The 14563-nt window shown below is 39.0% G+C and carries 15 protein-coding genes; all 15 read left to right on the forward strand.

Going from position 1 to position 14563, the window contains the following annotated elements:
- Positions 1-25: 25 nt before the first annotated feature.
- Positions 26-391, forward strand: a complete 366-nt coding sequence (gene ndhC / locus D9V35_RS04210; RefSeq protein WP_122123496.1) for an NADH-quinone oxidoreductase subunit A — start codon at positions 26-28, stop codon at positions 389-391.
- A gap of 38 nt (positions 392-429) precedes the next feature.
- Positions 430-1005, forward strand: a complete 576-nt coding sequence (locus D9V35_RS04215) for a NuoB/complex I 20 kDa subunit family protein (protein ID WP_110438940.1) — start codon at positions 430-432, stop codon at positions 1003-1005.
- A complete protein-coding gene (locus D9V35_RS04220; protein WP_408869339.1) occupies positions 998-1666 on the forward strand; it encodes an NADH-quinone oxidoreductase subunit C in 669 nt (222 codons plus the stop codon). Before D9V35_RS04215 ends, D9V35_RS04220 begins: the two co-directional genes overlap by 8 nt.
- Before the next feature lie 24 nt (positions 1667-1690).
- Positions 1691-2941: an NADH-quinone oxidoreductase subunit D gene (locus D9V35_RS04225; RefSeq protein ID WP_122123497.1), complete on the forward strand. Its 1251-nt coding sequence runs from the start codon at positions 1691-1693 to the stop codon at positions 2939-2941.
- Positions 2942-2947: 6 nt separating this feature from the next.
- Complete coding sequence (locus tag D9V35_RS04230; protein WP_122123498.1) at positions 2948-3583, forward strand: complex I 24 kDa subunit family protein; 636 nt, start codon at positions 2948-2950, stop codon at positions 3581-3583.
- Positions 3577-4899 (forward strand): NADH-quinone oxidoreductase subunit NuoF, encoded by a 1323-nt coding sequence (gene nuoF / locus D9V35_RS04235; protein ID WP_122123499.1) that lies wholly within the window; start codon positions 3577-3579, stop codon positions 4897-4899. The genes D9V35_RS04230 and nuoF overlap by 7 nt, the downstream gene beginning before the upstream one ends.
- A gap of 9 nt (positions 4900-4908) precedes the next feature.
- The gene (nuoG, locus tag D9V35_RS04240) at positions 4909-6972 is read left to right on the forward strand and encodes an NADH-quinone oxidoreductase subunit NuoG (RefSeq protein WP_122123500.1); all 2064 of its coding nucleotides are present in this window, start codon (positions 4909-4911) and stop codon (positions 6970-6972) included.
- Positions 6973-6976: 4 nt separating this feature from the next.
- Entirely contained in the window at positions 6977-8002 is a 1026-nt protein-coding gene (gene nuoH, locus D9V35_RS04245; protein ID WP_122123501.1) for an NADH-quinone oxidoreductase subunit NuoH, read from the forward strand.
- The gene (nuoI, locus tag D9V35_RS04250; protein WP_110438946.1) at positions 8002-8490 is read left to right on the forward strand and encodes an NADH-quinone oxidoreductase subunit NuoI; all 489 of its coding nucleotides are present in this window, start codon (positions 8002-8004) and stop codon (positions 8488-8490) included. Before nuoH ends, nuoI begins: the two co-directional genes overlap by 1 nt.
- 76 nt (positions 8491-8566) lie before the next feature.
- A complete protein-coding gene (locus D9V35_RS04255; protein WP_122123502.1) occupies positions 8567-9301 on the forward strand; it encodes an NADH-quinone oxidoreductase subunit J in 735 nt (244 codons plus the stop codon).
- A complete protein-coding gene (nuoK, locus tag D9V35_RS04260; protein WP_122123503.1) occupies positions 9298-9618 on the forward strand; it encodes an NADH-quinone oxidoreductase subunit NuoK in 321 nt (106 codons plus the stop codon). Before D9V35_RS04255 ends, nuoK begins: the two co-directional genes overlap by 4 nt.
- Before the next feature lie 4 nt (positions 9619-9622).
- On the forward strand, positions 9623-11560 hold the full coding sequence (gene nuoL, locus D9V35_RS04265; protein ID WP_122123504.1) for an NADH-quinone oxidoreductase subunit L: 1938 nt from the start codon (positions 9623-9625) through the stop codon (positions 11558-11560).
- A gap of 26 nt (positions 11561-11586) precedes the next feature.
- Positions 11587-13011: an NADH-quinone oxidoreductase subunit NuoN gene (gene nuoN, locus D9V35_RS04270; protein ID WP_122123505.1), complete on the forward strand. Its 1425-nt coding sequence runs from the start codon at positions 11587-11589 to the stop codon at positions 13009-13011.
- Between the two features lie 18 nt (positions 13012-13029).
- The gene (locus D9V35_RS04275; protein WP_122123506.1) at positions 13030-13785 is read left to right on the forward strand and encodes a biotin--[acetyl-CoA-carboxylase] ligase; all 756 of its coding nucleotides are present in this window, start codon (positions 13030-13032) and stop codon (positions 13783-13785) included.
- A gap of 3 nt (positions 13786-13788) precedes the next feature.
- Positions 13789-14559 (forward strand): type III pantothenate kinase, encoded by a 771-nt coding sequence (locus D9V35_RS04280; protein ID WP_122123507.1) that lies wholly within the window; start codon positions 13789-13791, stop codon positions 14557-14559.
- Positions 14560-14563: the final 4 nt, after the last annotated feature.

Consider the following 14563-nt stretch of genomic DNA (forward strand, 5'->3'; position numbering starts at 1 on the left):
TATAAAAAATTAAAGAGTATTAGCCATGCAGGCAATTTTAAACAGTTATTTACCCGTGTTAATATTTGGGATTATTTCTTTAATAATTGCGGTTGCAATGTTGGGTGCGGCATTATTTTGTGCAAAACAAAAACCATATGCTGAAAAGATAACGCCTTATGAGTGCGGATTTCCGGCATTTGAAAATGCACGTCATATGTTTGACGTGCGCTATTATTTGGTGGGAATATTATTCACGATATTTGATCTGGAAATGGTGTTTCTGTTTCCATGGGCTTTGACCCTGTCTAAAACTGGCATGTTCGGTTTTTTCTCTATGGTTGTATTTCTTTTAGTCCTGACCATAGGTTTCGCGTATGAATGGTGCAAAGGTGCACTGGAATGGGATTAAGTAAAAATTATTCCATTGTCGGTTAAAACGAGTAGATAATGAATATAAAAATAACAAATAAATCTGATCCTGATCAGGTTTACTGGAATCAAGAAACGTTACCTCCTGGATCTGAACAGGATGCAGTTATTAAAGGAATAACGGGGGCAATTTCAAATAAAGGTTTTGTTGTTGCCAAGCTTGACCAATTAATCAATTGGGGAAGAACTGGCAGTCTTTGGCCAATGACATTTGGGTTGGCTTGTTGTGCTGTTGAAATGATTCATGCCTATATGCCACGTTATGATTTGGACCGTATGGGGGTTGTTCCAATGGGATCGCCCAGACAGGCAGATGTCATGCTTGTGGCTGGTACGGTAACGAATAAAATGGCACCTGCTTTACGTCGATTATATGACCAAATGTCAGAACCAAGATGGGTTCTTTCAATGGGATCCTGTGCAAATGGTGGGGGATATTATCATTATTCCTATTCAGTCGTAAGGGGATGTGATCGTATTGTCCCTGTAGATGTTTATGTACCCGGGTGTCCGCCAACCGCTGAGGCATTGATTTATGGTATTATGTTGTTGAAAAAGAAAATCAAGCGTACAGGGACAATTCTTCGTGGTTAATTTTACAGAAAATTCTAAAAAAAGAACTTTAAATCAAAAAGCAAATTTGCAGGCGATTGGTATGATGCTCATGTCTTCGTCAAATGGCGTTGTCAAGGCTGAGTTTGATCACGATGAATTAATCATATTGGTTAAACTCAACTGTTTGCTTGATGTGTTAATTCTGCTTAAAAATCATCCCATTTGCAAATTCGAACAATTGATGGATTTGTGCGGTGTTGATTATCCCTACCGTCAAAAAAGATTTGATGTTGTCTATAATCTTTTATCTGTAACATTGAATCAGCGTATTCGTATCATTGTTCATACAGATGAAAAAGAACCGGTTCCCTCCGTTCATCATTTATGGAAAAATGCAACGTGGTGGGAACGTGAATGTTATGACATGTTTGGTATATTATTTTCCGGACAGCCTGATTTGAGGCGCATTTTGACGGATTACGGATTTGATGGACATCCTTTGCGAAAGGATTTCCCTGTTACAGGATATGTAGAAGTTAGATATGATGCTGATCAAAATAAAGTAATTTATGAACCGGTCCATTTGACACAGGAGATGCGGGACTTTGATTTTGATTCACCCTGGGAAGGTATTGTAACACTTCCTGGTGACGAAAAGATTCATGAGAAGCGTCAAAATATTAAACCGTATTCTATATAGGATTAAACGGTAAAAGGATATTTGATGAGTGAAATTATACAAGAAGGGGTAACCGATAAAACATCAGAGGTGAAATCTGAAATTTCTCAGAATATATCACATGTTTTATCAGGTGATACGCACACGATTAATTTTGGACCACAACATCCTTCTGCTCATGGTGTGTTGCGTGTTGTGATGGAATTAGAGGGTGAGGTTGTTAAAAGGGCAACTCCGCATATTGGTTTATTACATCGTGGAACAGAAAAATTACTGGAGCACAAGGCTTATCATAAGGGACTGCCTTATTTTGATCGTTTGGATTATGCCTCTCCAATGAGCGAGGAACATGCCTATGTTCTTGCTACAGAAAAATTGCTGGGGATTGATGTTCCTGATCGTGCAAAATGGATAAGAGTTCTGTTTGCTGAAATAACCCGTATATTAAATCATTTACTGAACGTGACTGCCATGGGTCTCGATTGTGGGGCGATGACACCTGCATTGTGGGCTTATGAAGAGCGCGAAAAATTAATGGAATTTTATGAAGGTGTATCTGGCGCCCGCTTTCATGCGAATTATTTTAGGCATGGGGGGGTGGCTAAGGATATGCCCGCAGGTATGGAAGAGAAAATTGGAAAATGGGTTAGAGATTTTCCAAAATTAATTGATGATATTGAAGGATTGTTAACAGAAAACCGTATTTGGAAACAGCGAACTGTTGGAATTGGAATCTGTACAACTGAAGATGCATTGTCATGGGGATTTTCTGGTCCATGTTTGCGAGCATCGGGAGTTGCATGGGATTTGCGGCGATCCCAACCCTATGATAATTATGATAAAGTTGATTTTAAAATTCCCGTTGCTCGGCAAGGGGATTGTTATGATCGGTATTTGATTCGTGTTGTTGAAATGCGCGAGAGCGCCAAAATAATTGAGCAATGCCTAAGCAAGATAAAACCTGGTCCAATTAAGACTGAAGATGATAAAATCTCACCTCCAAAACGCAAAGATATGAAACATTCAATGGAGGCATTGATTCATCATTTCAAACTTTATAGTGAAGGATTTCATGTTCCTGCAGGCACAACCTATACCGCTGTTGAAAGTCCAAAAGGTGAATTTGGGGTATATCTTGTGGCGGATGGCGGAAGCAAACCTTATCGTTGTAAAATACGTCCGACAGGTTTTTCGCATCTTCAAGCATTAGATGAATTATCCCATCGATATATGTTGGCTGACATGGTTGCAATTATTGGTTCGTTGGATTTGGTTTTTGGTGAAGTGGATAGATAGGGTGTAATGTCAGAAAGTAAAATGAATATTGAGCCATCTGACTTCACTTTTGATAAAGAAAGTGAAATGCAGATAGAGAAGGTGCTTGCAAAATATCCGACAGGGAGAAAAGCAAGTGCTGTTATACCTTTATTATATATCGTTCAAGATCAGATGAAACGTTTGACCAAAAGTGCTTGGGTGCCAAAGGCGGCCATGGCTGCTGTTGCAAAACGTCTGGAAATTGCGCCTGTGAGGGTATTAGAAATTGCCACATTTTATACAATGTTTAACCTCGAACCCATAGGGCAATATCATTTGCAAGTTTGTGGAACAACACCATGCTGGTTGAGGGGATCGGATGAAGTGGTTGAAGCCTGTAAAAAAGCGACAGGAATCAGGGAATTTGGTCAAACCAGTGAAGATGGATTGTTCACGCTTTCCGAGGTTGAATGTTTGGGTGCCTGTGCAAATGCGCCTATTCTACAGGTTGATCATGATTATTATGAAGACATGAATGGTCCAAAAACCATTGAGTTAATTAATGCATTGAGAAGAGGGGAAAAATCGCCTCCAGGATCTGCATTAAATCGTTTGAATTCGGCTCCTTTGCGTCAAGATCATTCCTTATCAGATAATTCAAAGGCCAAAAAACGATGCTAGAATCTAAAGACCGTATTTATGTCAATTTGCATGGTCAGGATGACTGGAAATTGGCAGGTGCTCGTAAACGGGGTGATTGGGATAATACCAAGGCTATTTTAGCTTTGGGACGTGAAAAAATCGTCAAAGAGGTAATTGACTCAGGGTTAAGGGGACGTGGTGGCGCAGGTTTCTCTACAGGTCTAAAATGGTCGTTTATGCCCAAAGGGGATGGTCCCTTACCTCATTATTTGGTAATTAATGGGGATGAATCAGAGCCTGGCACTTGCAAGGACAGGGAAGTTTTACGTCATGAGCCTCATAAAATTGTTGAAGGTGCATTGCTTGCCTCTTTTGCAATAGGCGCGCATGTTGCCTACATATATATTCGTGGTGAATATTACCATGAAGCCAACAGACTGCAAGTTGCCATTGACGAGGCATATGAAGCGGGATTGATCGGTAAAAATGCCTGTGGTAGTGGTTGGGATTTTGATTTTTATATTCATCGCGGTGCAGGCGCATATATTTGTGGTGAGGAAACAGCCCAGCTTGAAAGTCTTGAAGGCAAAAAGGGACAGCCGCGTCTGAAGCCACCTTTCCCAGCGGGTAAGGGATTATATGGTTGTCCTACCACGATCAATAATGTTGAAAGCATTTCGGTAACCCCTACAATAATGCGTAGAGGAGCCGCTTGGTTTTCAAGTATAGGGCGTAAAAACAATACTGGTCCAAAACTAATGGCGATTTCGGGTCATATTCAAACTCCCTGTGTATTTGAAGAGGCATTGGGATTGCCCTTGAAGGAAATTATTGAACGTCATGGCGGGGGTGTACGTGGTGGATGGGATAACCTTTTAGCTGTTATTCCGGGTGGTACGTCAATGCCCATGCTGAACAAGGAAGTGTGTGATACCGTTATAATGGATTTTGACGGTATGCGTGAAGTTGGGTCCGGGTTGGGAACGGCTGGCATAGTTGTGATGGATAAGTCAACGGATCTTATTAGGGCGATTACACGTATTTCTCAGTTCTATAAACATGAAAGCTGTGGTCAGTGCACTCCATGTCGGGAAGGATCCAATTGGGTGCTGAAGGTCATGAAGAGAATGACAGAGGGACGTGCAGAAATAGAAGAAATTGATATGTTGATGGATGTAACGAAACAGATTGAAAACACAACAATCTGTGCAATGGGTATGTCTGTTGCCTGGCCCGTGCAAGCATTAATTCGTAATTTCCGTCCAATGATGGAACAAAGAATTATGGATTATAAGAAAACCCATGGTGGTGCTGTTCAGGTCCAGGTGCCTGTTGGAACGCCGGTATTGGGATAGGAAGGAATTATGGTAAAAGTTATCGTTGATGGTATTCCTGTGGATGTTCCCAATGGTTCTTCAGTATTACAGGCCTGTGAGGCAGCAGGAAAGGAAATCCCTCGTTTTTGTTATCATGAAAAACTTTCTGTGGCTGGAAACTGCAGAATGTGTATGGTTGAGATAACCGGTTCTCGTAAACCTCTGGTTTCATCATGCTCACAGCCAGTAATGAATGGAATGCAGGTTTTGACTGACACAGAAATGGTCAGGGCAGCGCGTCGCAGTACGATGGAACTGTTATTAATCAATCATCCCTTGGATTGTCCTATTTGCGACCAAGGTGGTGAATGTGATTTACAGGACCAGGCAGTAGGTTATGGACGTGAATGTTCGCGATTCAGGGATGAAAAAAGGGCAGTTACTGATAAGTATCTCGGACCGTTGGTTCGCACTGTCATGACACGTTGCATTCAATGTACACGTTGTATTCGTTTTATGAATGAAATCGCTGGTACGGCAGAACTTGGCGGAATCAACCGGGGTACCAATCTAGAAATCACACCCTTTCTTGAAGAGGGTATCAATACAGAACTTTCCGGAAATCTTATTGATGTTTGCCCTGTTGGGGCTTTAACGGCCAAACCAACCGCGTTCCGTTACCGTTCGTGGGAACTGAAAAATACTGATTCAATAGATGTGATGGATTCTGTGGGAACGAATATAACTTTACAAGTGCGAGGAAGTGAGGTTTTGAGAATTCTCCCCCGTCAAAATGATGATGTTAATGAAAGTTGGCTTGCTGATAAGGGTCGTTTCTCTCTGGATGGTTTGAAACGGCGGCGTCTGGATCGACCATGGATAAGGAAAGAAGGCAAACTTGTCGAAACTTCATGGAATGAGGTAGTCCAGGTTGTTTCCCAAAAATTAAAATCTACGAAAAAAGAGCGTATAGGCGTCATTGCAGGGGATTTATGTGATGCAGAAAGCATGTTCGCATTAAAAAATTTGATGAACGATCTTGGGGTCAGCAATTTAGATTGTCGTCAAGATGGGGCATATTACGATACCTCTTATCGTGGACATTATGTTTTCAATAGTACGATTGCAGGAATTGAGCAGGCTGATGCTTTATTGATGATAGGTGCTTTTCCACGTCAAGAGGCACCTGTATTGAATGCCCGTATTCGTAAAAGATGGTTGTCTCTTACCGAACAATTTCCAATTGCATTTATAGGTGAACTTATTGATGATCCTACGTATAAAATTGAGAATTTAGGAGAGGATCCAACTTTAATTGATTCATTGTTACGAAATGAGCTTGCCTTTAACGAAATTCTGAATAATGCGAAACGCCCAATGATTATTATTGGACATGGGGCATTGGTTCGTGAAGATGCAAAATTAATATTTGAAAAAACCTTGGCTTTGGCTCATAAAATTGGCGCCGTAACCGAAAATTGGAATGGATTCAATGTCCTTCATCATGCAGCCGCTCGTGTTGCGGGTCTGGATATGGAATTTTATCCTAAATCGGATTCACAAGATGCACGCTCGATGGTTACGGGTGGCACAGATCTTTTGTGGTTGCTTGATGCAGATGAAATTGATCTTTCAAAATTGGCTGCCGATTGCTTTGTGATTTATCAGGGACATCATGGAGATCGGTCTGCCAAACGTGCTGATATTATTTTACCTGGAGCCGCTTATACAGAAAAATCAGGTATTTATGTTAATACTGAAGGCAGAATTCAGCAGGGTAACAGGGCGATTTTACCTCCTGGAAATGCCAAGGAAGATTGGAAAATTATTTCAGAAATTGCCCAATCAATGAATATTGATCTTCCTTATTCCAATTTATATGAGTTAAGAACTTGCCTGGCACAGGCCTATCCTGTATTTAAGGAAAAGGGAGTAGTTAGAAACCAGATGTGTTCTTCCATAAATATTTCAGAAAAAAACATTGAAAAACAATCTTTTAGGGCGATTATTTCAGATTATTTCTTAACGAATTCAATCAGTAGAGCCAGCCTCACAATGCATGAATGTTCAAAAACACGTGGTGCCAATTCATCGGCAAAAGCTGCGGAGTGATATCATGGAACATTTCTTTTTTCATACATTACTCGGATCAGTTATCCTGATTATATTAAAAACACTGGCACTATTGGTTCCAGTGCTTGTCGGTGTCGCTTATCTGACTTGGTTGGAACGTAAAGTTTTGGCTGCAATTATGCTTCGTAAAGGTCCGAATGTTGTTGGTCCTTTCGGTTTGCTGCAACCCTTTGCCGATGCGGTTAAAATGATTTTTAAGGAAACGATCATTCCTGCCAAGGCAAATCGGGTCTTGTTTTTTGTCGCGCCAATTCTAGTCTTTACATTGTCCCTATTCGCATGGGCGGTAATTCCCGTGAATGATGGTTGGGCTGTTGCAAATCTTAATATTGGTATACTTTACCTATTGGCGATTTCCTCCTTGGGTGTTTACGGAACTCTGTTGGCCGGCTGGGCCTCGAATTCGAAATACTCTTTATTGGGGGCCATGCGTGCCACGGCACAGATGATATCTTATGAAGTCTCGATTGGACTTGTTATCGTTTCCGTACTGTTGCTTGTTGGTAGTGCAAATATGAACGATATTGTCCTGGCACAAAAACATGTCTGGTTTTTCCTGCCAATGTTTCCCATGTTCATTATTTTCTTTATTTCATGTTTAGCTGAAACCAATCGTCCACCTTTTGATTTTTCAGTTGGTGAAAGTGAACTGGTGGCAGGTTTTTTTGTGGAATATTCCTCAATGGCCTTCGGATTATTTTTTCTGGCTGAATATGGCAACATGATTTTGATGTCTGCAATTACCAGCATCATATTTTTAGGTGGATGGTTGCCACCCTTTGATTGTGTGCCGTTTACCTGGATACCTGCACCTTTCTGGATGATAATTAAAGTTTTATTTTGTCTATTTTGTTTTATATGGGTAAGAAGCGCGTTTCCAAGATACCGTTATGATCAGTTAATGCGATTAGGCTGGAAAATATTCTTACCCTTTTCATTAATATGGGTTGTGCTTACCGCTGCGTTTGTAATGGTAACCGGCGTAGGGATATATGGAGGAGCTGGTTAATGGGTTTTATTGATAGAACCGCACGGTCTTTTTTATTATCAGAATTGTTGACTGGACTTGGAATAACACTACGTTATTTCTTCAAACCGAAGGCAACAATCAATTATCCTTATGAAAAAAGTCCTCTTTCACCACGGTTTAGAGGGGAGCATGCCTTGCGTCGTTATGCCAATGGAGAAGAGCGTTGCATTGCGTGCAAATTGTGTGAGGCAACGTGTCCGGCTGAAGCAATTACCATTGAGGCTGAAGAGCGGAATGATGGTTCGAGAAGAACTACCCGGTATGATATAGATATGACAAAATGCATCTATTGTGGGTTATGTCAGGAAGCATGTCCTGTTGACGCGATTGTTCAAGGACCCAATTACGAATTCGCCACTGAAACTCGGGAAGAGTTGATGTACGACAAAAGCAAATTATTGTCTAATGGGGATCAATGGGAAAGTGCCTTGGCATTGAGACTGGAGCAGGATGCTCCATATCGGTGAGGCAGGAAACATTTAAAATGAATAAATTAATTTATATATCGGGTCTTATAAAGATCTTTGATCAGGAATTAGGATAATGACACCGATTATTCTTTTTTATATTTTCGCAATAATTTTGCTACTATCAGCATCGATGGTTGTTTTTGTTCGAAATTCAGTTCATGCAGCCCTATTTCTAATTCTTGCATTCTGTAATGCCGCTGGATTGTTTATGCTGGCCGGTGCCGAATTTTTGGCTATACTTTTGATAGCCATATATGCTGGTGCAGTCATGGTTCTGTTTATGTTTATTGTAATGACAATGCAAATAGAGCTGGTCCAGTTAAAGGAAGGAATGCAGCGTTACATGCCTGTGGGTTGTATCATTGCTTTTATTCTTGTCGTTGAATTTATTATGATTGCCATCCATTGGCATGTTGATCCTGAATTGATAGGCAAGGGTCAAAATTCTGCGTTGCATGATATTTCGAATACCAAAGCATTGGGGGATATTTTATATACGCATTATGTTTTGTTATTCCAGATTTGTGGATTAATCCTGCTTGTTGCAATGATCGGTGCAATTGTCTTGACCCTGCATAAAAATCCTAAAAACCGTAGACAGAACATTATGCGCCAACATATGCGCGAACCTAGCCAAACTCTGGAAATTCGTGATGTGCCCTTGAATAAAAGCATTCAGGATATTGGCGGTTTCCTTCGTCCCAAAGAGACTTATTATGGTGTTGTACAAGAGGATTCCTTCGGTCCAAAACCTGGTGATAAAACCGATATTACTGAAAAAAGACAGCAAAGGGAGCAAATGAAATGAATATTTTAAATTCTGTGGGGCTTGCTCCCTATATGATTGTCAGTGGTATTTTATTTTCAATTGGTCTGTTTGGTGTTTTTGCCAATCGGAAGAATTTAATTGTTATATTGATGTCTATTGAATTGATGCTTTTATCTGCAAATCTTAATTTAATTGCATTCTCTTCTTTATATAGCAATTTAACAGGGCAGATTATGGTTATGTTTAGCCTTACAGTCGCCGCTGCAGAATCTGCCATCGGACTTGCCATTATTATGGTATTTTATCGTAATCGTCGGTCGGTGGAAGTGCAAGATACGATGATGATGAAGGGGTAAAGAAATGACATCATCATTATTTATTACAGCTGTTATCTCACCCTTGGCTGGTTTTTTATGCGCAGGGTTAATGGGGCGGATAATCGGTGATTCATTTGCGAAGTTTATTTCTATTCTTGGAATGTCCATATCGGTTACATGTGCATGGCTTGTAACTTGGCAATTTTTTGCCAATCATATGGATAGTCAAGTTGTTCATTTTATGGAGTGGATCAATGCCGGTAATTTTCATATTAACTGGTATTTGAAACTGGACAGTTTGTCTGTCGCCATGTTGACGATGGTATCAAGCATATCCTTGTTAATCCATATCTATAGTATGGGATATATGTCGCATGACACGATGCCAACTTATCGCTTTTTTGCATATTTATCTTTATTTACATTCAGTATGATTGCCTTGATTACTTCTAATAATCTGGTTCAATTGTTTTTTGGCTGGGAAGGGGTAGGTTTATGCAGTTATTTACTTATTGGATACTGGTATATGCGTCCAGCAGCTATATCAGCCGCAATCAAGGCTTTTGTTGTAAATCGTATTGCGGATCTATTTTTTCTCGTAGGCATTAGTTTGCTTTTTATCACGACCGGTTCGGTTTTTTATAATGAAATATTTCAAAAATTACCTGATTTAGTTCAACTGCATTATCATTTATTGGGTTTTGATTTCCAGATATATGAATTTATTGCATTCCTGCTATTTGTCGGGGCCATGGGAAAGTCTGCCCAATTGTTTTTTCATGTATGGTTACCGGATGCAATGGAAGGACCAACGCCAGTTTCCGCACTTATTCATGCCGCAACTATGGTGACAGCAGGTGTATTCTTGATGGCAAGAATGTCACCCCTGGTTGAATTGGCTCCACATGTTAAGATATTCATTATTGTTATAGGATCATTAACAGCATTATTTGCCGGTTCTGTTGCTTTGGTACAATCAGATATTAAGAAATCCATTGCTTATTCAACTTGTTCTCAGCTTGGATATATGTTTGTCGCAGTTGGTGTGGGAACCTATCAAATTGCAGTATTCCATTTAACGACACACGCTTTTTTCAAGGCATTGTTGTTTCTTGGTGCGGGATCAGTGATTATCGCGCTTCATGATGAACAGGATATGTTCAAGATGGGTGGATTGTATAAAAAATTACCTTTGACTTGCATATTGATGTGGATAGGCTGTTTAGCATTGGGTGGAATATATCCATTTGCAGGTTACTGGTCAAAAGATGCCATTCTGGAAGCTGTTTGGGCAACCCAATCTTCTTTGGGATATGCGGCTTGGGTTGTATTGTTATTAACTGCGTTTCTTACAAGCCTATATAGCTGGCGGATGTTGTTTCTTGTGTTCCATGGAAAACCAAAACATAAGGAAAATTATGATCATGCAAAAGAATCTCCTTTCTCTATGACTTTACCCATGATCATACTTGGTGTTTCATCAATTATTGGAGGCATTATCCTATATCCTTATTATATAGGTTCTCAACAAGTTATATTTTGGGGAGGTTCAATTGTTAATGTTTCAGCTAATTTGCATATGATTATTGAGCAACATACACCTGCAATTATTGCATTAATGCCACTTATACTTGGTATACTGGGTATTTTAATCGCTTATTTATGTTATATAGTTAATCCGAATATCCCTATATCATTAGCTCAGTCAATGAAGGGGTTTTACCGTTTTCTATTAAATGCATGGTATTTCGATAAACTTTACGATGTAATAATTATCCGTCCTTATGCGGTTTTGTCTAAGGCATTATGGAAAATTGGTGAAAAAGATATTATCCAGGAATTTCCTGTCATACTGGCGCAATTTACAAATCGTTCTGCCAAAGGGATATCCTGGATTCAAAATGGTTCTTTTGCTTTATATGCTTTTACCATGGCAATTGGGTTGGTGGTTATCGTCGCCACTTTCCTGATCTATCAATGATATTAAGTTAAGTCAGGATAAATCCGATGAATTGGACGCTTGCTATTCCAGAAATTGTATTAACAATTGGTGGTCTTATTATATTGTTATTCGGGGCGCTGCAAAAAAAGGAAAATTCCTTTTTTCCCTCTGCCATTTTTTCTACGGCAATATTTATTGCCGCGGGATTTTTAACGTTAACCAATGCAAATGGGTTGGCATATTACGGGTTATTTGTAAATGATGAATTTTCCCGTTACATGAAATTGCTGGTTCTTATTGCAGGTTTATTAACAATTATTTTGTCCTTGGATTTTAATAAAAAAAATAAAACAACATATTTTGAATTTATAGCGTTGATAATTTTTTCCACGGTCGGTGCAATGGTTATGGTCTCATCCAATAATCTTATGAGCCTGTATCTTGGACTGGAGTTATCTTCGTTATCTTTATATATTTTATGTGCAATTGATCGTAACAATCCGTTATCAGCTGAATCTGGGATTAAATATTTCATTTTGGGATCAGTCGCGTCTGCAATTTTACTTTATGGTATTTCTATGCTTTATGGCGCAGCTGGAAGTATGGAATATAACAATGTTCATAAAGCCATTGCAGCGGCAAATTATAATAATATAGGTTTTGTCGTGGGACTGGTTTTTGTTTTAATTGGAATATGCTTTAAAATTTCTGCAGTACCTTTTCATATGTGGACACCGGATGTTTATCAAGGTGCTCCCACGCCTGTTACAACCTTTCTTTCGACGTCGCCAAAATTTGCAGCTTTTGCATTATTTTTACGGTTAATGTCGGAACCTTTTGGAACCTTATCCTATCAATGGCAGTTTTTGATTGAAGTTATATCATTGTTATCCATAATTATTGGAAGTATTGGTGCTATATCACAATTAAATATTAAAAGAATGATGGCATATTCTTCAGTTGCACATATGGGATATGCAATGGTTGGATTAGCTGCAGGAAATTCAAATGGTGTTTTGGGAACGATCATTTACTTGACAACTTATCTTTTCATGAATGTCGGAACTTTTGCCGTGATTACATCTATGACGCGAAAAGGTAAGGTTGTAGAAAACATAAATGATTTGGCTGGACTTGGTAAAAGTGATCCGGGCATAGCGGTTGCTATGGCAATTTTCATGTTTAGTATGGCAGGTGTTCCGCCACTTGCAGGATTCTTTGGTAAATTTATGGTTTTTTGGGCAGCTATTCAGGTGCATTTATACGTACTTGCAACAGTTGGAATTGTTGCCAGCGTTTTAAGCGCTTTTTTCTATCTTAGGATTGTCAAGATCATCTTCATGGATAAATCTCATGGACAACTTGATCATCGTTCATTATCAATTTCTTTTATGTCCTTTGGTATGAGCGCGTTAACGGTAATTTTTATCATATTTATGGGCCCAATGATGCATGTTGGACGCATTGCGGCTAAATCTTTGTTTAATTAATCATTTAAGTGTCTAAACGTGGAAAAAAGAAGGTTCTGGAAATTTGAACATTATTCCACGTTATCGTCTACCAATGATCACTGCATTGAGAGGGCCAGATCAGGACATAAAACAAATCTGGCTGTTTTGGCTGACTCTCAGTCATCACCACGGGGAAGCCGTGGGCGCAAATGGATCGAACCTCAGGGTAATTTAGCCTTTTCTTTATTATATTGGCCAAGATCATCAAATATAAAATTGAATTGGATTCCGTTTGTTGCAGCATTATCTCTTTATGATGCTGTAAGATTTTACAGCAAAGTCGATCATGAATTATTTATTAAATGGCCTAATGATCTATTGTATAAAAACAGGAAAATTGGTGGAATTCTAATTGAAAGCAATATTTCCAAGACCAGTCAATTAGAATGGTTGGTTATAGGTTTTGGTGTCAATATCAATAGTTATCCTGATTTGAATAGAAAATTGGGTTGTTTAAAAGATTTTGTAACTAAACCACCCTTAGCAAAAGAGTTATCAAAGAAAATTATATATTATTTTGATTACTGGATAAATTTTTTAACAAATGACCAAGAAAAAATTATACGTGAGGCATGGATAAAGAAATCAATACCTTTAAATTCAAAATTAACTGTAAATTTACAGCAAAATAGTTGGGAAGGAATTTATTGTGGTATTGATGAACATGGGTTACTATTATTACAAACTGTAAAGGAAATGCGAAGTTTCTCTACGGGTGAAGTTTTTTGGTTAGATAATTCTCAGGATTGTTAAAGCGTGTTAATGGTCATTGATGCGGGCAATACCAATGTTGTATTTGCTATACATAATGGTGAAAAATGGGTGGGTTCATGGCGAATGAGTACAATTCCCAACCATACATCAGATGAATACGCCGCGACATTACTTATTTTACTGCAAGCCTGTGGGATAAAAACTGATCAGATTGACAACATTATCATTGGTACTGTTGTTCCCCCGATTTTATATCAATTGAGATTATTGTGTCGACAATGGTTTGGCGTCGAACCTCTTATCGCTTCATCTGATCTGGATTGGGGATTCAAAATTTTAATTGATAACCCTCATGAAGTGGGTGTTGATCGTTTGCTAAATGGCCTAGCAGCTCATACTCTATTTGGGGGTCCTTTAATTGTTGTGGATCTAGGGACAGCCACAACATTTGATGTTATTGATGAAAAAGGAAATTATTGCGGAGGAATTATTTCACCCGGTCTTACTTTATCTTTGGAATCTCTACATAAAGCCGCAGCTCGATTACCAAAGATCGGTATAATGAAACCCATTTCCGTGATAGGTAAAGAAACAGTTAACGCAATGCGATCAGGTATATATTGGGGATATATAGGTCTTATTGAGGGTATCATAAAAAGGATTGGAGCCGAAGCTAATTGTTCCTATCGCGTTATAGGAACAGGCGGATTGGCATCCTTATTGGCAGAAGGTACCGATATTTTTGAAAAAATTAGTCTGGAATTAACGTTAGAAGGATTAAGATTGCTTGCAAATCGTAATAAAACATCATAGTAAA

The sequence above is a fragment of the Commensalibacter melissae genome, from assembly GCF_003691365.1.
GTDB classification, from domain to species: domain Bacteria; phylum Pseudomonadota; class Alphaproteobacteria; order Acetobacterales; family Acetobacteraceae; genus Commensalibacter; species Commensalibacter melissae.